Raw genomic sequence first — 20,235 nt, forward strand, 5'->3', positions numbered from 1 at the left:
CCGATGTTAAGACCTAGGGACAAGACGGCCCAAGGTTCCATTCCGAAAAGCGTCTCCCGGCATGACCGAGCTCAAATCCGACCAGTTCGAGATGCGACGGCTGGAATCGCTCAGCAACACCATCTTTGGCGTCGCCATGACGCTGCTCGCCTACGACCTGCCCAAGGCCGCGGTGTTCACCAGCGCGCCCGACTGGAACGATCTCGCCCGGGTCTATTCCGGCAAGCTCGCGGGTCTTGCGCTCAGCTTCATCATCGCCGGCGTGTTCTGGATCAGCCATCACCGGCGGCTGGCGCGCCAGCCCGTCGGCAGCCGCGGCGCGGTGATCCTCAATCTGTTCTTCCTGCTGTCGATCGTGCTGCTGCCGGTGACCAACGGCCTCTACACCAACTACCCCACGAGCAGTGCGGTCGCCGTGCTCTACGGCCTGCACCTGACCGCGATCGCCGGCCTCAATGCCTGGCTGTGGTGGAGGATCCTGGGCGGCTGGCGCCAGGAGATCATGGCTTCGCTGTTTCCGCTGCTGGTGTTTATCCCGGGCACGGTCGTTGCGGCGTTCGCGCCGCAAGTCGCGCCGTTCGTGTGGTTCATCGCCTTCGGCGGCCTGCTGATCCAGCGCTTCTATGTCGGGCCGACCGGGACGGACAAATAGGCCTGCCGCTCATTCGCCGGAGGGCGTCGTGCCGAACCCGTCGGCCGGCACGTAAAGCTTGACCGGGCGGATTTCGTAGACCGCTGACGGATTGACCTGGCGCAGCGTCCGCGCGGCCGCGATCGCCTCCTCGTCCGTGTCGTATTCGACGAGGTGGAAGCCCAGAAGCTGCTCCTTGGTCTCGGCAAACGGGCCGTCCAGCACGACGCCCGCGCCGGGGCCACGCAGGGTGCGGGCCTTTCGGGTCTCATCCAGGCGGGCGGCCGGGCCGAAATGCCCGCTTGCCCGGAGGGGCGCCTGAACCTCGATCACTTTGGCCACGACCGCGGCGTCCTTCTCGGGCGTCCAGGACAAGATATCGTCTTCCACGTGATAAGCCAGGATAGCGTAAAGCATCGTCACCTCGTTGATTTTCGCTGCGCGCGTCCGAAGGACGTATCACCACCGCCGCGGCCGACAATGGGGCTGCGGAAAATATTGCGTCGGGGTGCGGCGACGAAACCTTCCCGAAACCCGATTGCGGCCGAAAAATGTGAACGCCGCTCGAATGCGGCGCGACTGATTGCCACCAAGAACGCTTCGGAGGCGGCCATGTCGACCATCAAGATCATCTGCGACGCGCGTCGGGCGGGAAAGTCGGACGCTGCGGATCTGCACGACCAGAGCGGCCACCACCGCTATTACGGCAGCTCGGCCGAGAGCGGCGGCGAGCGCATCGTCGAAAGCCGGCGCGGCAAGCGCCCGCCCGCAATGAGCGTTTGCGGCTTCTAAGCCCAACGACTGCGAAACAGCCTGTGACCATGAACGTCGTGCAGATATCGATCGCCGCGATGCCGTTCCTGCTCTCGCTCGCGAGCAGGTCCGGCAAGGCGATCGCGCCATGCCTGCTTGCGGGCATCTTCACCGTGCTGCTCGGCAGCGAGCCGCCGCGGGCGGCCATGGCCTGGTGCGTCGGGCTGCTGATCGCCGCGGTTGCGGTGCGGGAGCGGGCTCGCACGAACTGACTGCGTGTCACATCCCGCTCAGCACCTGCTTGATCAGGGTTTCCCGCAGCTGGGCGAGGTCGCCGCTCGCCTCCATCTGCGCGATCATCCTTCCGACCTTCGGCACGAGATCGCGATGCCGTTCATGCAGATGGTGGTAGATGCTGATGCGCTCGAGTGGTGGTGAGAGCGGACGGATCCTGGCCTGGAGATTGAGTTTCTTCACCGCAGCCAACCCACTGAAGAGGTCGGTGACCATTACGTCGAAGCGGTCGGCATCGAGCATCTTGACCATGTTGTCGAGACTTGTGGTCGCCGTGACCCGGGTCATGCCGCGCGTGCCGGCTTCCGACGAGCCGACGCCGCGTACGATGCCGATGCTGTAGTCCCTGATTGAATTCCAGCCGACGACGTCGAACTGCAGTTTCGTGGTGAAGACAGTGGGCTCGATGTAATTGATCGCAGGTGTCACCTGGATCAGCGTCGGATAGTCGCGAGACAATGTTCCGATCCGCTGGATCTCGCCGTCGACCTCGCCGGTACTCGACAGCGTGAGCGCGCGCTTGCCGGGGACATCCTCGAATTCGAGCTTGATGTTCAGCCGGGCATAGACCGCGCGGAGCATCTCGCCGCCGACATATTGATCGGGGATATCGGCGATGCGTGCCAGCCGGATGACCTCTTGCCCCTGCGACGGGCCTGCCGCGAGCAGCAACAGGCAGGCCACGACTATCCGCCTCATGACGCATCTCCCTGGCCATGCCTTTGGGCGTGCTCTGCTACCATCGGATTCCGGTGCCGCGCGATCTATCTCAGATGGCAGCTGCGCCGGTCCGCAACGTTGATAGCGCATTCTTGCTGTGCGGACGGCTCCGGACTTTCACCGATGTTATTCTAGCACGCGAGGTGGTAGTTTGCGTGAATCCTGTTGCTGGGCGCAAGATATGACCCTGTCGAGCTCAAGCCGCCCAAGGGCCGACAGGATCAAGGGCCGACAGGATCGCCACGTCTACGCGTGCTGAGGCAGGGCCTCAACCGTTCACCTTGCTCGCGGCTGCGATCGGTAAGCTGAGCAGGTGCCGCCATTTTCGAGGACATGGTGCATGGGCAACGCAGGTGACGATGAGACCAAGCGTGGCCGCGCCATTGCGCCGGCGGCTGCGAAGCAGGATTTGACCGGCATCGGCACCGCGCTCGCGCCTGCGATGTTCGCGGCGCTCCTGTCGCGGATCTTCAACTGGTCGCGCAGCGGCGTCGGGCCCCGGCTGCTGGCCGCCGTGCTGCTGTTCTCGTCGGTCGTGACGCTGACCCTGACCGCGCTCCAGCTCTATCTGGATTACAATCGTGAGGTCGGACTGATCGAGACGCGGCTGGACGAGATCGGCCGCAGCACCACGGGCAGCCTCGGAGAGAGCTTGTGGAATCTCGACCAGAACCAGCTCAAGCTCCAGCTCGATGGCATTCTGCGGCTGCCTGACATCCGTGCGGCGGAGGTCCGCGAGATCGCCGATCGGCCTAATCCGATCCGTGTCGAAGTCGGCGAGCGAAACACCCGTTCGATCATGACCCGGGAATTCCCGCTGAGCACCAAGGTGCAGGGGACCTCGCGCGCCATCGGCACGCTCCGGGTCGAGGCGACGCTGACCGACGTCTATCAGCAATTGCTGAACAGGGCCCTCGTCATTCTGGCAAGCCAGGCGGCAAAGACGTTCCTGGTCTCGTTGTTCATCATCTACATGTTTCATCTGCTGGTGACGCGGCATCTCGTCGCCATCGCCGAGTACGTCGGCAAGTACAGCCTCGGACGGCCGCCGCCGCCGCTGCGCCTGGAGCGCCGGCCGCCTTACGAGGCCGACGAGCTGGACAAGGTGGTCGTTGCTTTCAACGCCATGTGCGCCAACCTCGAACATGCCTATGGCGAGCTGCGCGAGGCCAATGGCAATCTCGAGCGTGACCTGAAGATCCGGCAGCGCGCCGAGGAGAACGCCCACGCGAGCGAGCAGCGCTTCCGTGATTATGCCGAGACCGCATCCGACTGGTTCTGGGAGACCGGGCCGGATCACGCCTTCACTTACATCTCTGATCGGTCCGACTCCTTCGGGATAGATCGAACCGCCATGATCGGCAAGCGCCGCTTCGATGTCGCGCTCGGCCGCTCCACCGAGGCGCAGAAATGGCGCGCGCACATCGCCACCTTGGAGCGGCACGAGCCGTTTCGAAAATTCGAGTATCGCGCCCTTACGGCCGGGGGCGCGCGCTATTTCAGCGTCAGCGGGCGGCCGGTGTTCGCCGCGGACGGATCTTTCAGGGGCTATCGCGGCTCGGCCACCGACCTGACCGAGCAGCACGAGACCGAGGAGCGGCTTCGTCAATCCCAGAAGATGGATGCGATCGGTCAGCTCACCGGTGGCGTCGCGCATGACTTCAACAACGTGCTCACCGTCATCACCGGCACCATCGAGATCATCCGGGAGGGGCTGGCGGACAAGCCCGACCTCGCCGCGATCGCCCAGCTCATCGACGACGCGGCGGCGCGAGGCGCTGAGATCACCTCGCAGCTCTTGACCTTTGCGCGTCGCCAGCCGCTGGAGCCGCGCGAGATCGACGTCAATGGCCTCGTGCTCGAGACGGCGAAGCTGTTGAAGCCGATCCTGGGCGGAAACGTCGAAATCGTGACCCGCCTCGCGGACGACGCCTGGCCGGCGATGGCCGATCCGTCGCAGCTGTCGTCGGCGATCATCAATCTCGCGGTCAATGCGCGCGATGCTATGCCTCGCGGCGGCACGCTGACGCTCGAGACCGCAAACCGCGAGTTCGATGGCGCGGATGGTGCCGGTGACGGCGACGCCACGCGCGGCGCCTTCATCATGGTCGCGGTGGCCGACACCGGCCATGGCATCCCCGCCGACATCCGCGACCGCGTGTTCGAGCCGTTCTTTACCACCAAAGGGGTCGGTCGCGGCACCGGGCTCGGCCTCAGCATGGTCTACGGTTTCGTCAAGCAGAGCGGCGGCAGCGTTGCGATCGAGAGTGAGGAAGGCCGCGGCACCGTGATTCGGCTGTTTCTGCCGCGATCTGCGGGCGGAGCGCAGGCGAGGACCGGGTCGCTGCAGGCGCCCGCGGCGGCGCGCGGGCACGAGACGATTCTCGTCGTCGAGGACGATCCGCTGGTGCAGGGCTATGTCATTGCCCAGCTCGGCAGCCTCGGCTATCGCACCCTCGCAGCCGGCGACGGCGCAACTGCGCTTGCGCTGGTGCAGCAGGGCGCCCAATTCGATCTGCTGTTCACCGACATCATCATGCCCGGCGGCATGAACGGGCAGGAATTGGCCGAGGCCGTGCGGCGCCTCCGCCCGGGGATGAGGGTGCTCTATACGTCCGGCTATACCGACAACGCCCTCGACCACGAGGGTCATCTCGGTCCCGGCGTTGCGCTGCTGAGGAAGCCGTACCGGAAGGCGGACCTGTCACTGAGGATCCGCGAGGTGCTCGCCGGCGAACCGCCCCCTGAGCAGCACGCTTGATACCAATGAAAAAGGCGCGGCGGGGAGGCCCCCGTCGCGCCCGATTTCTTGCTCGCTGGTCCAGGGCCGAGAGCGCCCCGATGCCAAGCCCTTATTCAAAGCTTAGCGGGCGATCCCAGCGAGGTGACAGCGCTTGGTAAGAGACACTGGATCACCTCCTTTCGTTGGTTGCGGAAGACTTCAATATAGGCAGCAATTCCGGTGTTGTTAAGGGGGAGGCGGGTCGGGAGGAACCCACGCTGCTCGCAAGGCCGGGAAGGTGCTGGAAGGCCGTTTCTTGAGCAGTCTTGGGCCGTTGATCTTGGGCAGTTGAGACCGCCGCCCGGCCGTGTTAGGGAGCCCCTGTCGCGGGTGTAGCTCAATGGTAGAGCAGCAGCCTTCCAAGCTGAATACGAGGGTTCGATTCCCTTCACCCGCTCCAAGGCTTTCAATGCCAGCCCGAAGACAGGGGTCACGGTACGTACCTAAGACGTGGGTGACAGCCTCGTGCCGAATGGGTTGTCGAGAGGTTGCAGGGTTTTCTGCTCCAGGTCGAAGTATCTCAGATCAGAATGCATGAAGCTGACGAGCCAAATGCCCTCGCTCAGCGCGAGGGTTCTTGCAGCTGCACTCGGAGGCGTGACTCGTGTGTCGAATACCGGGAGCGGTAAGTTGAAGGCCAAGGCGAGCGCTCCCCGGAAAAAGCGGCGAGCTGCCCAGCCCAACGCCTCTTGGCCGTAGTGTCCGGCGCCGAGCGAAGGCAACCACGCGCTCAATTGGTTCGGTCGCCGGACCTGGCCTTCTTGGGTGAAGCAACACCTCGCTCCCGGCGGGACTTCGCAGGAGCTTCAGGTTCGATCCCATTCTGCTGGTCGAACTTCCTGATCCACGATTGAATGTAGCCCGGATCGTCCGGACAAAGCTGTTCAAGCAAACGAAGGTTCTGCGCTCTGAATTCCACTAGGGTTTTCGGCAATTGTGCCTCCTCAAAACCCTGCCCATATCTAGGCTGCTGCATCGGGAAAAAGTGGTCAAGCCAAAAAGGGCGCTTGAAAAAATCGGTGCGTTGATGCAGCGCCGACAGCGAAAACCCCGCTGGGGAAAGCGGGGCTTTCTGGTAGGAGTGAAGCTTAGGGACGCTTCGACTGTATGACGCGCGATAGCGAAAAGGTTCAAAGCCTAAAAGGCGAACCACGCCAACACCGCAATGATCGGAATGATCGGAATGATTGCCACGCCGAAAAGCACCAAGGGTGCAGGTTCATTGCCGGTCCTGTTGCTCAATGCTGATCTCCTTAAAATGCTCGGGTTAGCGGCGTGCCAAGGGGCTCTTAGGGGCTCAAACGTCACGTTTTCGGACTTGGCTGCGGCGCAGGTGTGGCTTGCGGAGAAGGTGCCGGATTGCTCAGTTGCTGAGGCGCTGCGGCCTCGCCGCCTGCGTGAGGAACGCAGGTACCGATGTTGCTGAGCAGCCGTTTGGCCTGGAGGTCGCGCACCTTTGAGTATTCGCGTCGTCGCTCGATATTGGCCGCGGCCCATCGGTCCCAAGCCTCGAAAGCGTCCGTATAGTGCTTTCGCATCTGCTCCTCGGCGGCAAGGCAATCGGCAAACTTGTCGAAAACCAGGTCGGTGTTGACCGGGGTCATGCCTCCTACCAAGACAACGAGCATCCATTTCATCTTGCCGATCGCCTTTCGCGCCGGGCGAATTCTCCGCTAACGCGCGGAATTCCGTCCACTGTGGTTAGATGGCCCGACGGCTGCGACCAGCTACAAAACCGTAGACGAAAAGCACGATGATGGCGCCTACCACTGCCCCCACTAGTCCTGCGCCTTCTCCTGGCCGGTACCAGCCGAGGGATTGGCCAAGATAGGTCGCAATGAATGCGCCCACTATTCCCAAGATCGTGGTCAGGATGAAACCCGAGGGCTCGTTGTCGCCGGGCATGATGAACTTCGCGATGACGCCTGCGATGAAACCGATGATGATCGTCCAAATGATGCTCATATCTTTTCTCGAGTCTTGAGGAGTGTTATCCCGCGGATTGCGCCGGAAGACGTCCGTCCGGCGTGTATTTGTCCACCGCTGCCGGGAGCTCGCGCGACAATCGGTCGAGGATCTCCTGCTGAGACAGGCCGGTCTGCTGCTCCAGTTTTTGAAGAACGTCCGGACCGATCGCCTGCTGGAGTTCGGGCGGGGTGACTTCGCGGTTTGGCCCCTGATTGATCCAGGATTGAGCCGCATCGCCTTGCCCGTTCTGCCTGAAGTGTTCGAGCAACTCGCCGATCCCGCCGTTCAGCAGCGAACCGACACCGCCGCCTCCCACAAGGCCGCCAAGATTGCCGAGCATGCCGCCCAGGGAATCCTTGGTACCCGACGGCTGACCGGAGGTAGCATTGCGAAGCATGTCGGCGAGCTTGTCCCGATTTTGATAACCGGCGATTGCGAGCATACCCAAGAGGGCGGTCATCGATGGCATTCCGCGGCTCATTTCGGGCTCCTGAGTTCGATGATGGGCAATCGTGTGCAAGAAATGGCGCCCGCCTTGTACTGGCCGCCGCATCACTCATCGCCCACAACATATGCGGGGCTGGGAAGTTCCACGTTTTCCCAGAACCACGTTTCCTCGGAACGATGGGCTGTCAGTCATTGCCAGTCCCGAACAAATTGATGCGTCTCGCTTGACCGACTTGGCGTTTCGGGTCGGCAGAGCGACTCTATTCCTGTTCGCTATCCTTCTCCTCGCGCTGCTTGCGGGCACGATCGACTGCGCCGCCCTGCGGCTGCCCGCTGACCTTCACGCCGGGGAGATGATCGATCTTGTTGTTGGCCGCATCTTCGGAACGCTGCAACTCACGATCGATGATGTCGCGTGATCCTTCGGCCGGTTCCTTGTCGAATGGGCTCTTGATGTTGGTGCTCATGATTGATCCTGCTCGTCGCCGCATGTTGATTTGTTGAGGCAAGCTCGGCTCGCGCCCATCGTTCCTGTCGAGGCGGCAGCTTTTGTGCCGGCTTTTTATTCCCTGTGGTCGTCGATTTCGGGGGCGACCTGTCCGTAGTTCAGCAGGGCCACGAGGGTCGTTCCGCCCAGAATATTGCCGAGGAGTGTCGGTACGAAGAAGTCCGAGGCATATTGCGACAGCGATGCCCGGCCGCTCTGTACCAGAAAGGCGCACTCGACCGAGCCCGCGATGATGTGCGCGAACTGGCCGAGCGCGACCACGTAGGTCATCACGACGATGATGTGTGCGCGCGATCCCTTGGCCGCCGGAAGAAGCCACGCCATCAAGGCGATCAACCAGCCGGCAAAGATCGCTCGGACAAGGGTCGTCGCGAACGTGCCCTCGATGGTGTGGCGGCTGAGATCGACGAAGGCGTCCACGATGCGTGGTTCGAAGATGCTGGTGTGCGCGAGCACGGATCCGACCGCCCACGTTCCCGCGATGTTGGAGGCGAGGACCAGGCCCCACAGCTTGATCACGCTTGCCAGCGTGCCGAGATCCCTGTTGTGCAACAGCGGCAGGATCGGCGTCAGCGTGTTCTCGGTGAAGAGCTGCTGCCGTCCCAGCACCACAACCAGGAAACCGACCGTGTAGCCGAGCGGAGCCACCAGGCGCCGGGTGGCCTCGTCGGAAATCAGCGCGTGAAACTCGCCCTGGACGATCAGGGACAATCCCATCGAAAGGCCGGCGGCAAGACCGGACAGTACGATGGCCCACCATCGCCGTTCCAGTTCCTGCTCACCCTCGGCGCGGATCGTCTCATGGATCAGCGCTGCGCTGGGCCGGCTCTGGGATTCGATCTGTTTCGTCTGCCGCCGCGAGACGCCGTCGAGCTTCGAGGCTGGATTGAAGGAGGCGCCGTCGCCAGGCTGGTCCACTCCGCGGTCTCCTGAAGGGCAGGTTCATCTCTATGCCGGGATCAAGGCCCGGAGCGGCAAGGGGTTCCTGGTAAGTGCTCGCACGCCGCAACGCTGTCGAGGCGCAGCGGCGCCGCGGTGCACCATCAGGAACCTTCGTGGAAAGCGGGTGTTTTCCACCGGGGAGAGGCAGCGATCTGACAAGAGGCCAACCGTGCAACAAGACGTGCGCGTGCGCGCGACCGCACAAATCGCGGGCCATCCGATTCATCCGATGCTGGTGCCGATCCCGATCGCGTGCTTCATCGGGGCGCTGCTGACCGACATCGCCTATGTCGTCACTGCCGAGATCATGTGGGCGGATTTTTCCGCCTGGCTTCTGGTCGTCGGCGTCATCTTCGGCGTGCTGGCCGCCATCGCCGGCCTGACCGATTTCCTCGGCAACCGCCTGGTGCGGGCGCAGCCGCCGGCCTGGCCGCATCTGATCGGCAACGCGCTGGCGCTGGTCCTGGCGACCATCAATGCGTTGATCCACACGCGCGATGCCTGGACCTCGGTGTGGCCGACCGGGCTCCTTCTTTCAGCCATCACCGTATTGATCCTGCCGGTCACCGGCTGGCTCGGCTGGGCCATGGTGTACCGCCACGGCGTAGGAGTTGCGCGATGAACTCCGCAATCGCTCGGATGCTGTTGTGTGCCTCGCTGCTGTGTCTCGCCGGCTGCAACGACGGCAGTGGCGATCCGAAGGCGCAAACCGGCGCCAACCCGACGCTTCCCGACATCCAGCAATATCTGCTGCCGCCGATGCACATCGCGCGCATCGTCGGCTGGAAAAAGGACGAGACGCCGGCCGTTGCGCAGGGCTTGCAGGCCAAGGCCTTCGCGACCGGCTTGCAGCATCCCCGATTCCTCTACGTGCTGCCCAACGGCGACGTGCTGGTGGTGGAATCCAAGGCGCCGAAGGGCGCTCCGATCAAGCGGCCCAAGGAAATCGTGATGGGATACATCGAGTCCTGGGCGACATCCGGCGGCGACACCGGCGAGAGCAACCGCATCACGCTGCTGCGCGACAGCAACGGCGACGGCGTCCTGGACACGCAAAGCGTCTTCCTCGACCATCTCAACTCGCCGTTCGGCGTCGCGCTGGTTGGCAACGATCTCTATGTCGCCAACACCGATGCGATCGTCAAATATCCCTACACCGAAGGCGATACCAAGATCACCGCGCCGGGCACGGTGCTGACGCTGCTGCCGGGCGGACCGATCGACCATCACTGGACCAAGAGTCTGGTCGCGAGCCCAGACGGCTCGAAGCTCTATGCCGGCGTCGGCTCCAACAGCAACATCACCGAGAACGGCATGGAGGCCGAGCACAATCGCGCCGCCATCCTCGAGATCGACCGTGCCAGCGGCCGCTGGCGCATCTTCGCAAGCGGCTTGCGCAATCCCAACGGCCTCAGTTTCGAGCCGCAGACGGGGGCGCTGTGGACGGTGGTGAACGAGCGCGACGAACTCGGTCCCGATCTCGTGCCGGACTACATGACGTCGGTGAAGGACGGCGGCTTCTATGGCTGGCCCTACAGCTATTACGGCCAGCACGTCGATCCGCGCGTCAAGCCGGAGCGTCCCGACCTCGTTGCCAAGGCGATCGTGCCTGACTATGCGCTGAGTTCGCATGTGGCGCCGCTTGGAATGGCTTTCAACACCAGCGCGAGTTTGCCGGCGGCCTATCGCGGCGGCGCGTTCGTCGGCGAGCACGGTAGTTGGAACAGGCAGGTCTTGAACGGCTACAAGGTGGTGTTCGTGCCGTTCACGGACGGCAAGCCCAGCGGCCCGCCGCAGGACGTCGTCACTGGCTTCCTCAACAGCGACAACCAGGCGCGCGGGCGGCCCGTCGGCGTCGCCATCGACAAGACCGGCGCGCTGCTGGTCGCCGATGACAGCGGCAACACGGTGTGGCGCGTGACCGCCGCGCACCCGCAGCTCACGCAGCGATAGATCTCGAGGAGTTAAATGATGGGCCTTGCTCAATACACGATCGTCCCCGTGCAGGACGAATGGGGCGTGCTGCACGACGGCGACGTCAAGAACAGATACTCCACCAAGGAAGCGGCCTTCGAGTCGGCGGTTGCCGCAGCATCGTTGGCGCTTCGCGAGGGGCACGAAGTTCATGTCAGCGTGCCCGGCCGCGAAGCCGGCGAAAACGCGCTGGGAATTTGATGGACACTCCGAGCGACACACTTCAGGAGCCTGCGATGACCAAGCCCCGTGAGCCGAACGGCATTGAGCCCTCCCGCTCCGAAGACGACATCCAGCGCGACCAGCTCGGGCCGCGCGGCGTGCCGAATGCGCCGGATCCGGCCAAGATGACACCTCAACGAGACAAGAAAACGCCGAAGCAGGTCGATCCCGGCCATACAGCCTGACGGCTGCCGGCGGCTTTTCTGTTCGGCCGGTAAGTCGCCGCACCGGCGGTCGTCGACTACGCCGCCGCAACGATATCCGTCTTGGCAAAGTCGTCGCCGACATAAAGAAGTGCGCAGCCATGCTCCTTGGCGACATCGTAGGCGAAGCAGTCACCAAAGTTGAGACCGGCAGGACGAATGCCTTTGCCCCAACGCGAGTAGATTTGCGCCACGCGTTCGGCCGAAGCTTGGGTCACCGAGATCACGTTCAAACCGAGATCGTTGATCAGCTTGTTCATCTCTTCGTCGACGCCCCGCCGTGCCGCGACGATCAGGCTTTCTGCAACGGAGGCCGCCGAGATCAGGATTTCGTCGGCGGTGTCAAGCGCGGTGATGCAAGCATCGGCTTGTGGTTCGTCAAGCACAATCGCCATCAGTGCGGAGGTATCGACCGCGATCATTCCGGCAGTCCGTCATCGCCGAAAAGAAAGTCCTGACTGCGTGCGGCGCTCGGTCCGGGAATAGCCTTGGCCCCGCCGGTCCTTCGTGCCGCCTCGAGCAGGGTCCGGCGGGCGGCGCGGTCCGGCGGAAGCTTGACCGGGACGAGCCGCACCGCCGGATGTCCATGCCGCGTCAGGATCACCTCGTCGCCGGCCTCTGCGCGGCGGACAAGATCGGTCAATTGTCCTTTTGCGTCGGTAACGGAGACCCGCATCTCATTGTCCTTCCTCAATTTCCATAAAATGGACCATGCAATGGTCCAATGTCAACCACCTCCGACCAGCCATCGTCGGACGCGATCTCGCGGCCGATCTCAGCATGAGCCTGCCGGCGGTGTTCGCCGGGACGTGGGCTCTCGCACAAATAACATCATGTTAGGTTTGTCGAATAACTGGGTAATTGTGTTAGCCCGGCGATAGCCTATCGTCGCCACCAAGCAGACACCTATCGGCAGTGACAAGCGCTCGCGGAACTCCGCAGAGCGGCCGGGGAGGGGTGCCCAATTTTGAGCGAAGCCCGTCAACGGGACGTCAGCAAAACCCAAGGGAGGAATCTTGAGATGACCGCGATCCATCAGATGAGTCAGTCCAGGAAAGCCGCTGCCAGCGGCTGGATCGGGTCGGCTCTCGAATATTATGACTTCTTCATCTACGCGACCGCCGCGTCACTGATCTTCCCGCAAATCTTCTTCCCGTCGGAGAATCCCACCGTCGCGATCGTGGCCTCGCTGGCGACTTATGGCGTCGGGTATGTGGCCCGGCCGATTGGCGCGTTCGTGCTCGGGCACTGGGGCGACACCCATGGCCGCAAGACGGTTCTCATCGTCTGCATGTTCCTGATGGGCATCTCGACGATGGCTGTGGGTATCCTGCCGACCTACCAGCAGGTTGGCATCCTGGCGCCAATTCTGCTCGTTTTTCTGCGCCTCGTGCAAGGATTTGCCGTTGCCGGCGAAATCTCAGGCGCAAGCTCGATGATCTTGGAGCACGCGCCGTTCGGTCGGCGGGGCTTCTATGCCAGCTTCGCGCTTCAGGGGGTGCAGGCCGGACAGATCCTCGCCGCAGCAATCTTCCTGCCCTTGGCGGCCTATATGCCGACCGAGGCCTTCAACAGCTGGGGCTGGCGGATTCCCTTCCTGCTCAGCTTCTTCGTCATCGTCGCGGGCTACATCATCCGTCGCGAAGTCGACGAGACCCCTGCCTTTGCCCGCGAGGGCGAACGGGGAGAAACGCCGCGCGCGCCCATCGTCCAGGCCATCAAGCTGAGCTGGCGCGACATGCTCAGGGTCATCTGCATGGCGCTGATGAATGTCATTCCTGTCGTTGCGACCATCTTCGGCGCGGCCTATGCGGTGCAGCCGGCCTACGGGATCGGTTTTGCCAAGGACGTTTATCTCTGGATCCCCGTGCTCGGAAACATGCTGGCGGTTTTCGTCATTCCCTTCGTCGGCAATCTCTCCGACAAGGTCGGCCGCAAGCCTCCGATCATCGTAGGCGCGCTTCTCTCCGGCTTGCTCGCCTTTTGCTATCTCTATGCCATCAGCATCAGGAATGTGCCGCTGGCAATCTTGGTGTCGCTGCTGATGTGGGGCGTAGTTTATCAGGGCTACAACGCGATCTTCCCGAGCTTTTACCCGGAGCTGTTTCCGACCCGCACCCGCGTCTCGGCGATGGCGATATCGCAGAACATCGGAACCACCATCACCGCATTGCTTCCCGCCCTGTTTGCGACCGTCGCGCCGCCCGGCTCGACAAACATCCCGTTAACGGTGGGGGCGATTGCCTTCGCTATCACGGTCATCGCCGCGCTGGCGGCCCTGACCGCGCGGGAAACCTATCGGATCAGGATCGACGATCTGGGCAATCCCAATGCCGTTCCGATGCCGCGGGCAGATTATGACCGCCAGCGGGCCGGCGATGCAGTGAGCGGGGCTGCCACGGTTCGGACCTGACGGTATGGTAGAGGCAACTGCCGCCGCGATCGACGATGTTCGCGGCGGCAGGGCCTCACTGCATAGTCAGGCTGCCGATTCGAATTTGGTGCGCGTGAGCGCAATCAATATGAGGTTGCAAGATGAACCCCGTCGTCGTCGCTGTCGCCATCACCGGCTCCGTTCCGCGCAAGAAGGACAATCCGGCGGTCCCGATCCTGCCGTCCGAACAGATCGAGTCGACGCACCAGGCCTTCGAAGCCGGTGCCACGCTCGCCCACATCCATGTTCGCAACGACGACGAGACGCCGTCCTCCGATCCCGAGCGTTTCGCCGTGGTGCAGGAGGGGATCAGGAAGCACTGTCCTGACATGATCGTTCAGTTCTCGACCGGCGGGCGGGGCCGCGATCCCTCGGCGCGCGGATCGTCGCTCTACCTGAAGCCCGACATGGCCTCGCTGTCCACGGGATCGGTGAACTTTCCGACCATCGTCTACGAGAACAGCGCCGCGCTGGTGGAGACTCTCGCCACCGGCATGAAGGCGAATGGCATCCGGCCGGAAATTGAGATCTTCGATCTGTCGCATCTGCACGGGGCCCGCCGCTTGATCGAGGCCGGGCTGATCGACGCGCGTCCGCACGTGCAGTTCGTCATGGGCGTCAAGAACGCCATGCCCGCGGACGAGCATGTCCTCGACATTCTACTGGGAGAGCTCAGGCGGCTGATCCCGAAGGCGACGTGGACGGCAGCCGGGATCGGACGCCACCAGGCCGAGGTCATGGGCTGGACGCTCGCGCGGGGCGCCGATGCGGTCCGCACCGGACTCGAGGACAATATCAGGATCGACAAGGCGCGCCTCGCTGCCAGCAACGCCGAACTCGTGGTCGTCGCCGGTGAGGCTGTCGCGCGCCACGGCCGGCGCGTGGCGACTGCGGCCGAGGCGCGATCCCTGCTCGGGATCGCGGGGCAGGGAGCTCCTGCCGCCTCCTGACATGCTCCCGGCCGCCTGCTGCCATTCGGCGGCCGGCGTTTCCCTGCACTGAGTCCGGGCGTAAGACTGGCGTCACAGGCGTGATCTGCGCCTGGCGGGCAGGCGACGGTTGGAATGCGGTTTCTGAAATCTGACAGCAGGCTCATCGGTGTCCTGCTGGTGCTCGCGGTCTCCCAGCTTGTTGGGTGGGGTACGATAGGTCTTCCCGCCATCGTCGGACGCGATCTCGCGGCCGATCTCGGCATGAGCTTGCCGGCGGTGTTCGCCGGGACGTCCGTGCTCTATGTGTCGATGGGACTGTGCGCGCCCTGGCTCGCCAAGTCGTTTGCACGGCACGGTGCACGAAAGGTGATGATCTCAGGTACGGTCCTCACCGTGCCGGGCTTCATACTGTTGTCCCTCGCGCGCGAGCCGATGCTGTATTTCGCCGCCTGGATCGTCCTCGGCATCGCCGGCAGCGCCACGCTGTCGACCGGCGCCTATATCATGCTGAACGAGGTCGCCGGGCGGCAGGCCAAGAACGCGATCGGCGCGCTGATGCTGGTGACTGGCTTGTCGAGCAGCATCTTGTGGCCGACGACGTCGTTCCTCAGCGGTCTGCTCGGCTGGCGCGGGACGTGCCTGGTCTATGCGGCCATGATGGTCGTCATCAACCTTCCGCTCTACGCGTTCCTCGCCCCGCGCCGGAAAATCGCCGCGGGTCGTGGTGGTGAGTCGGTGAAGTCTTTGCCGCCGCCTGCGATTCCCAGGAGCACCTTCAGCCTCGTCGTCGCCGCGATCACGCTGAACGCCTTCGTCAATTTCGGCATCGGCGCTATCATGATCGAGTTGCTCCGGGCGGAGGGGCTTCCCCCGGCGCAGGCGCTCGCGTTCGGCTCGATGCTGGGCGTGATCCAGGTCAGCGCGCGCGGGCTCGATTTTCTCGGCGGAGGGCGGTGGGATGGAATCACGACCGGGCTCGTCGCCGGCACGGCGCTGCCGATCGCCATGCTGCTGCTGATGACGAGCGAGGGCGCGACCTGGGCGGTTGCGGCCTTCATCCTGCTCTACGGCGCCGGCAGCGGCGCGATGGCGGTGGCGCGGGCAACGATCCCGCTCGTGTTCTACGATCAGACCGAGTTCGCCAAGGCGATGTCGATGATCGCGCTGCCGCTCAATCTCGCATCCGCGGTCTCGCCGCCGCTCCTTGTCGGCCTGCTCACCCAGTTCGGCAGCCGCGGCGCGCTCGGTCTCACCTTCGTCTGCTCCTGCGCCACGGTGCTGATCCTGGTCCTGCTCGGCCGGCGGCGGCCGCAGGTGGCTGCAGCGGCCGCGACCTGAGAATATTCGCGCTGCGGAAATTCGCCGCGGTGACCTTGGCCGGGCGGGCGGCCGGATAGCTGTATGCCGCCAGCGCAGTGCTCGGACCGCCAAAATAGTGTATCCGCAGGGAGCGCGGCCCGCGATCTCGCCGCCGCGCCAATATCCAGGTCCCGGAGGAATTCGACATGTCGGCCCTGCCGCTCTCAGGCATCAAGATCCTTGACCTCACCCGCGTGCTTGCCGGGCCTCTGTCGGCCCAGATGCTGGGCGATTTGGGCGCGGAGGTGATCAAGATCGAGCGGCCGGGCACGGGTGACGACGCGCGCGCCTTCGGCCCGCCCTATCTGACCGACCCCGAGGGCAAGGCCAACAACAACAACTCGTTTTACCTCTGTGCCAACCGCAACAAGAAGTCGGTCACGGTCAACATCGCCAAGCCCGAGGGGCAGGCGATCATCCGCGAGCTCGCCAAGGACGTCGACGTTTTCATGGAGAACTACAAGGTCGGCGATCTCAAGCGCTACGGCCTCGACTACGAGTCCATCAAGGCGATCAATCCCGGCATCATCTACTGCTCGGTGACCGGCTTCGGCCAGACCGGCCCTTATGCGCCGCGCGCCGGCTATGACGCCATCCTGCAGGCAATGGGCGGCCTGATGAGCGTCACCGGCCATATCGACGGCGAGCCCGGCGAGGGGCCGATGAAGGTCGGCCCCTCGATCGTTGACTACATGACCGGCATGAACACCTCGATCGGGATTCTCTCGGCGCTCTATCATCGCGACGCCAATGATGGCGTGGGACAGCACATCGACGTCTGCCTGTTCGACACCGTCATCGCGTCGTTGTCGCACTGGCTGCAGATCTACCTCGTCAACGGCAAGACGCCGCCGCGCCGCGGCACCTGGGGCAATGGCGGCATGCCGGCCGGCGTGTTCCGCTGCACCGACGGCGAATTGATGCTGGTGGTCGGAAATGACGGCCAGTTCCAACGCACCTGCGCCGTGCTCGGCGCGCCCGAGCTCGCGACCGACAAGCGCTTCGTCAAGAACAACGACCGCGTCGTGCACGGCAAGGAGATCATGGCGATCTTCGCCGGCCTGTTCCTGAAGCAGCCGGTGGCCTATTGGCTGGACAAGCTGGAGGAGGCCGGCGTGCCGTCAGGTCCGATCAACAATTTCGAGCAGGTGTTTTCCGATCCGCATGTCCAGTCGCGCGGCATGCGGGTGAAGGTCGATCATCCCTTCCAGCCCGATCTCTCGCTGATCCGCAACGCGCTGACGCTCTCGGAAACCCCGATCAAGGACTACCGCGCCCCGCCGCTGCTCGGTGAGCACACCCAGGAGGTGCTCGCCAGCAAGCTCGGCTATGATGCCGGCAAGATCGAGACGCTGAAGCAGCAGGGCATCATCTAGCGATTTCTTACCCTCGCTCCTTGTGGGAGAGGGTGGCTCGCCGCATAGCGGCGAGACGGGTGAGGTTCTGTCCGCGCGCGCCGTTGTGAGTTGAGTTCGTGGAGAGAACCCCTAATCCGGCGCTTCGCACCACCTTCTCCCGCAAGGGGAGAAGGAGGAGGTCCGGTGCTCGTGGCGCGTTTTACGAAAAGGGACAGTACGCATGACCCCGACCAAGACCATCATCACCTGCGCGATCACGGGCAATCTGACAAAGCCCGAGCAATCGCCGCATCTGCCGATCACGCCCGAGCAGATCGCGACATCGGCGCTGGAAGCTGCCGAAGCCGGCGCCGCGATTGCCCATATCCACGTCCGCGATCCCGCGACGGGGCGGCCTTCGATGGAGATCGATCTCTATCGCGATGTGGTGGATCGCATTCGCGCCCGCAACACGTCTCTCGTCATCAACCTCACGACCGGTCCCGGCGGGCGCTTCGTGCCTTCAGTCGAAGACCCTCGCGTCGCCGCTGCAGGCACCACGCTGCTCCAGCCCGAAAAGCGAGTCGAGCACATCGAGCTGCTCAAGCCCGACATCTGCACGCTCGATCTCAACACCATGAACTCGGGTGGCGAGGTGGTGATCAACACTCCGCGCAACGTCCGCATCATGGCCGAGCGGATGAAGGCCGCCGGCGTGCTGCCGGAGATCGAGCTGTTCGATTCCGGCGACTGCCATCTGGCCCGCGATCTCCTTGCCGACGGCACGCTGAAAGGACCGGGCCTGTTTTCGCTCGTGCTCGGCGTCAAATACGGCTTCTCCGCAACGCCCGAGACGATGTTCTATGCCCGCAGCCTGTTGCCGCCGGGCGCGATCTGGTCGGGCTTCGGTATCGGCCGCGCTGAATTCCCGATGGTGGCGCAAGCCTATTTGCTCGGCGGCCACGTCCGCGTCGGCATGGAGGACAATCTTTATATGTCAAAGGGCGTGCTGGCGAAGACTAATGCCGAGCTGGTTGCGCGTGCCGCCGGCATCGTCAAGGGCCTGGGTGCGAGCGTCGCGACCGCCAACGAGGCCCGCGCGATGCTCGGGCTTGCCTGAGGCTTGCGGGCCATCCCCAGATAATCCCGGTCCGTACTCACACAGGCTTCCGCTCCGCGCGCGACTCAGATTCGATCCTTCCACTCAGTCCGGGAGGGAACGCATGTCCTACACGATCGGGTTTCAGGCCAAGAACCAGAAGGCAATTCTGGCGACCGAGGCGGCAACGGCCAACCAGGCCGTCGCGATCGTTGCCGCGTTGCGGCAAAGCGCCGACGAAATAAAGTTCATCCGCTCGCCGCAGGAAGGCGACATGGGCATCGAGATGCTGCTGCTGCTCGCCAAGGAAGAGGCCGAGGAGATGCCGCAGCACGCCTAGGCGGGCTCGGCGACACACTTCGGTCGAAAGCGAAGCATGACGGCTGCGCTATGATGTAGAAAGCCGTCATCTCGCTTGAACCGAAGGTGGCCGTCCATGAAACGCGAAGCGCTCCGCGTCGAACCGATCTCGACATTCCTTGACCGCCGGAACGCCCCGGTCTCGCCTGTCACGCGCGCCGGCAACATGATCTTCGTCGCAGGGCTGCCGCCGTTCGACCCCGACACGGGCGAGATCGCGGACGTGCCGATCGAACGGCAGAGCGAACTGATCATGGAGCAGATGAAGCTGTGCCTTCAGACGGCAGGCGCAAGCTTCGACAACGTCATGAAGTGCAACGTCTATTGCACCTCGACACAACACTTCGCCGCGTTCAACGCCGTCTATGCGCGCTATTTCCCGCACGATCCGCCGGCGCGGATCTTCGTCTGCACGCCGGAATGGTTCGGCCCCTTCGACGTCGAGATCGACTGCATCGCGATGATGTGAGTTAGCGCGCCGCTACCTTTGGCGGCGCCTTCGCCTCTGTCCGTCCCGCCGTCAGCGCCATCGTCGCCACGCTGACGACGCGCGCGACCACGTCCTCGACGTCGTCGAGATCGCATTTGCCTTCCGATAATTTCGTCAGCCGCTCGCTCTCGCGGATGGTGTGGTGCGCCATGGCGAGCGCGAAATTCAGGCCCCAGTAGATATCGACGTCGCTGCGATCGGGCAGGGACCTTCGCATCGCGCCGGCGAATTTCCGCAAATGGTCGATCTCGCGGTTCTTGATGCGGCGGATCGGAGGCACGGATTCGATCGAGGCGCGGATCATGAAGCGCGCCGCGCTCGACCGTTGGTTCTCGGGACCGAGGCAGCCGCGCAGCGTCGGGCCAACGAGGGCGTGCAAGATCACCTCGATCGGCGCTCGACCGCCGCCTTGTTCTTCCGCCGCCTTCAATTCGCGCAAGCGCTCGCGGTTGGTGGCGATCGAGCGTGTCACGAACAGCTCCGCGATCAACTCGTCCTTCGAGCCGAAATGATAGTTCACCGCCGCGAGGTTGACATTGGCCTCCGCGACGATGTCGCGCAGCGTAACGTCGCCGAACCCCCGATCGGCGTAGAGCCGTTCGGCGGCGGCGAGAATGGCAGTCCGGGTATGATCGCTGGCCATGGGAGCCCCTCGGGGAGGGAGTTGCAATTCAAACAGTTGTATGAAACTATCGTTTGAAGGCCGGGAAAGTCAATCCGCAATCAGGAGTCGTTCGCAAAAGTGCGAATGGGTTCCGGAGCGTCCGCAAGCCGCGCATT

At 63.6% G+C, this 20,235-nt stretch carries 25 protein-coding genes and 1 tRNA gene; 16 read left to right on the top strand and 10 right to left on the bottom strand.

Annotated elements, in window-relative coordinates; genetic code table 11:
• The first annotated feature begins 61 nt into the window (after positions 1–61).
• Positions 62–652: a TMEM175 family protein gene (locus IVB41_RS29880; RefSeq protein ID WP_247287077.1), complete on the top strand. Its 591-nt coding sequence runs from the start codon at positions 62–64 to the stop codon at positions 650–652.
• Positions 653–661: 9 nt separating this feature from the next.
• Here IVB41_RS29880 and IVB41_RS29885 read toward each other — a convergent pair whose 3' ends face one another.
• Positions 662–1,048 carry a YciI family protein gene (locus tag IVB41_RS29885; protein WP_247438242.1) on the bottom strand — a complete coding sequence of 129 codons (387 nt, stop codon included), beginning with the start codon at positions 1,046–1,048 and terminating at the stop codon, positions 662–664.
• A gap of 195 nt (positions 1,049–1,243) precedes the next feature.
• Here IVB41_RS29885 and IVB41_RS29890 point away from each other — a divergent pair, with 195 nt between their 5' ends.
• Both IVB41_RS29890 and IVB41_RS29895 read left to right on the top strand, forming a co-directional pair.
• A complete protein-coding gene (locus tag IVB41_RS29890; RefSeq protein WP_247287073.1) occupies positions 1,244–1,423 on the top strand; it encodes a hypothetical protein in 180 nt (59 codons plus the stop codon).
• Positions 1,424–1,452: 29 nt separating this feature from the next.
• Positions 1,453–1,656, top strand: a complete 204-nt coding sequence (locus tag IVB41_RS29895) for a hypothetical protein (RefSeq protein WP_247287433.1) — start codon at positions 1,453–1,455, stop codon at positions 1,654–1,656.
• A gap of 7 nt (positions 1,657–1,663) precedes the next feature.
• Here the strand turns inward: IVB41_RS29895 and IVB41_RS29900 are convergent, their stop codons facing one another.
• Entirely contained in the window at positions 1,664–2,377 is a 714-nt protein-coding gene (locus IVB41_RS29900; protein ID WP_247437781.1) for an ABC transporter substrate-binding protein, read from the bottom strand.
• A 361-nt stretch (positions 2,378–2,738) separates the two neighbouring features.
• On the opposite strand from IVB41_RS29900, the gene IVB41_RS29905 reads away from it, so the two are divergent.
• Both IVB41_RS29905 and IVB41_RS29910 read left to right on the top strand, forming a co-directional pair.
• On the top strand, positions 2,739–5,159 hold the full coding sequence (locus tag IVB41_RS29905; RefSeq protein ID WP_247437783.1) for an ATP-binding protein: 2,421 nt from the start codon (positions 2,739–2,741) through the stop codon (positions 5,157–5,159).
• 347 nt (positions 5,160–5,506) lie between these two features.
• Positions 5,507–5,580 (top strand) — tRNA-Gly (locus tag IVB41_RS29910).
• A gap of 904 nt (positions 5,581–6,484) precedes the next feature.
• Here IVB41_RS29910 and IVB41_RS29915 read toward each other — a convergent pair.
• The 5 genes from IVB41_RS29915 to IVB41_RS29935 all read right to left on the bottom strand — a co-directional run bounded on the left by IVB41_RS29915 (position 6,485) and on the right by IVB41_RS29935 (position 9,021).
• Positions 6,485–6,817, bottom strand: coding sequence for a hypothetical protein (locus tag IVB41_RS29915; RefSeq protein WP_247287070.1), 333 nt, complete (start codon positions 6,815–6,817; stop codon positions 6,485–6,487).
• 64 nt (positions 6,818–6,881) lie between these two features.
• A complete protein-coding gene (locus tag IVB41_RS29920; RefSeq protein WP_247437786.1) occupies positions 6,882–7,145 on the bottom strand; it encodes a GlsB/YeaQ/YmgE family stress response membrane protein in 264 nt (87 codons plus the stop codon).
• Between the two features lie 25 nt (positions 7,146–7,170).
• Positions 7,171–7,629, bottom strand: coding sequence for a YidB family protein (locus tag IVB41_RS29925; RefSeq protein WP_247437789.1), 459 nt, complete (start codon positions 7,627–7,629; stop codon positions 7,171–7,173).
• 226 nt (positions 7,630–7,855) lie between these two features.
• Complete coding sequence (locus IVB41_RS29930) at positions 7,856–8,062, bottom strand: hypothetical protein (RefSeq protein WP_027567534.1); 207 nt, start codon at positions 8,060–8,062, stop codon at positions 7,856–7,858.
• A gap of 95 nt (positions 8,063–8,157) precedes the next feature.
• Entirely contained in the window at positions 8,158–9,021 is an 864-nt protein-coding gene (locus tag IVB41_RS29935; protein WP_247437791.1) for a formate/nitrite transporter family protein, read from the bottom strand.
• A 193-nt stretch (positions 9,022–9,214) separates the two neighbouring features.
• On the opposite strand from IVB41_RS29935, the gene IVB41_RS29940 reads away from it, so the two are divergent.
• Genes IVB41_RS29940 through IVB41_RS29955 form a run of 4 tightly spaced genes read left to right on the top strand, consistent with a single transcriptional unit; the run spans position 9,215 to position 11,426 of the window.
• Positions 9,215–9,667: a DUF2231 domain-containing protein gene (locus tag IVB41_RS29940; RefSeq protein WP_247437795.1), complete on the top strand. Its 453-nt coding sequence runs from the start codon at positions 9,215–9,217 to the stop codon at positions 9,665–9,667.
• Positions 9,664–10,998, top strand: coding sequence for a sorbosone dehydrogenase family protein (locus IVB41_RS29945; protein ID WP_247437796.1), 1,335 nt, complete (start codon positions 9,664–9,666; stop codon positions 10,996–10,998). Before IVB41_RS29940 ends, IVB41_RS29945 begins: the two co-directional genes overlap by 4 nt.
• Before the next feature lie 18 nt (positions 10,999–11,016).
• Positions 11,017–11,220, top strand: coding sequence for a hypothetical protein (locus IVB41_RS29950; RefSeq protein ID WP_007611681.1), 204 nt, complete (start codon positions 11,017–11,019; stop codon positions 11,218–11,220).
• Positions 11,221–11,255: 35 nt separating this feature from the next.
• On the top strand, positions 11,256–11,426 hold the full coding sequence (locus tag IVB41_RS29955) for a hypothetical protein (RefSeq protein WP_007611679.1): 171 nt from the start codon (positions 11,256–11,258) through the stop codon (positions 11,424–11,426).
• A 56-nt stretch (positions 11,427–11,482) separates the two neighbouring features.
• On the opposite strand, the gene IVB41_RS29960 is transcribed toward IVB41_RS29955, so the two are convergent.
• On the bottom strand, positions 11,483–11,866 hold the full coding sequence (locus IVB41_RS29960; RefSeq protein ID WP_085351261.1) for a type II toxin-antitoxin system VapC family toxin: 384 nt from the start codon (positions 11,864–11,866) through the stop codon (positions 11,483–11,485).
• On the bottom strand, positions 11,863–12,120 hold the full coding sequence (locus IVB41_RS29965) for a type II toxin-antitoxin system Phd/YefM family antitoxin (protein WP_027567528.1): 258 nt from the start codon (positions 12,118–12,120) through the stop codon (positions 11,863–11,865). The genes IVB41_RS29960 and IVB41_RS29965 overlap by 4 nt, the downstream gene beginning before the upstream one ends.
• A 345-nt stretch (positions 12,121–12,465) precedes the next feature.
• On the opposite strand from IVB41_RS29965, the gene IVB41_RS29970 reads away from it, so the two are divergent.
• The 7 genes from IVB41_RS29970 to IVB41_RS30000 all read left to right on the top strand — a co-directional run bounded on the left by IVB41_RS29970 (position 12,466) and on the right by IVB41_RS30000 (position 19,434).
• Positions 12,466–13,857, top strand: a complete 1,392-nt coding sequence (locus IVB41_RS29970; RefSeq protein WP_247287064.1) for an MFS transporter — start codon at positions 12,466–12,468, stop codon at positions 13,855–13,857.
• A gap of 122 nt (positions 13,858–13,979) precedes the next feature.
• Positions 13,980–14,828 carry a 3-keto-5-aminohexanoate cleavage protein gene (locus tag IVB41_RS29975; protein WP_247437798.1) on the top strand — a complete coding sequence of 283 codons (849 nt, stop codon included), beginning with the start codon at positions 13,980–13,982 and terminating at the stop codon, positions 14,826–14,828.
• A gap of 114 nt (positions 14,829–14,942) precedes the next feature.
• Positions 14,943–16,148: an MFS transporter gene (locus tag IVB41_RS29980; protein WP_247437800.1), complete on the top strand. Its 1,206-nt coding sequence runs from the start codon at positions 14,943–14,945 to the stop codon at positions 16,146–16,148.
• Positions 16,149–16,315: 167 nt separating this feature from the next.
• Complete coding sequence (locus tag IVB41_RS29985) at positions 16,316–17,545, top strand: CaiB/BaiF CoA-transferase family protein (protein ID WP_247437803.1); 1,230 nt, start codon at positions 16,316–16,318, stop codon at positions 17,543–17,545.
• 202 nt (positions 17,546–17,747) lie between these two features.
• Complete coding sequence (locus IVB41_RS29990; protein WP_247362035.1) at positions 17,748–18,626, top strand: 3-keto-5-aminohexanoate cleavage protein; 879 nt, start codon at positions 17,748–17,750, stop codon at positions 18,624–18,626.
• A 103-nt stretch (positions 18,627–18,729) separates the two neighbouring features.
• The gene (locus IVB41_RS29995) at positions 18,730–18,945 is read left to right on the top strand and encodes a hypothetical protein (protein WP_007602925.1); all 216 of its coding nucleotides are present in this window, start codon (positions 18,730–18,732) and stop codon (positions 18,943–18,945) included.
• A gap of 96 nt (positions 18,946–19,041) precedes the next feature.
• Positions 19,042–19,434, top strand: coding sequence for a RidA family protein (locus IVB41_RS30000; protein WP_247437806.1), 393 nt, complete (start codon positions 19,042–19,044; stop codon positions 19,432–19,434).
• Position 19,435: 1 nt separating this feature from the next.
• Here the strand turns inward: IVB41_RS30000 and IVB41_RS30005 are convergent, their stop codons facing one another.
• Positions 19,436–20,098, bottom strand: coding sequence for a TetR/AcrR family transcriptional regulator (locus IVB41_RS30005; protein WP_247437808.1), 663 nt, complete (start codon positions 20,096–20,098; stop codon positions 19,436–19,438).
• Between the last annotated feature and the right edge of the window lie 137 nt (positions 20,099–20,235).

Source organism: Bradyrhizobium sp. 44 (assembly GCF_023073095.1).
GTDB lineage: Bacteria > Pseudomonadota > Alphaproteobacteria > Rhizobiales > Xanthobacteraceae > Bradyrhizobium.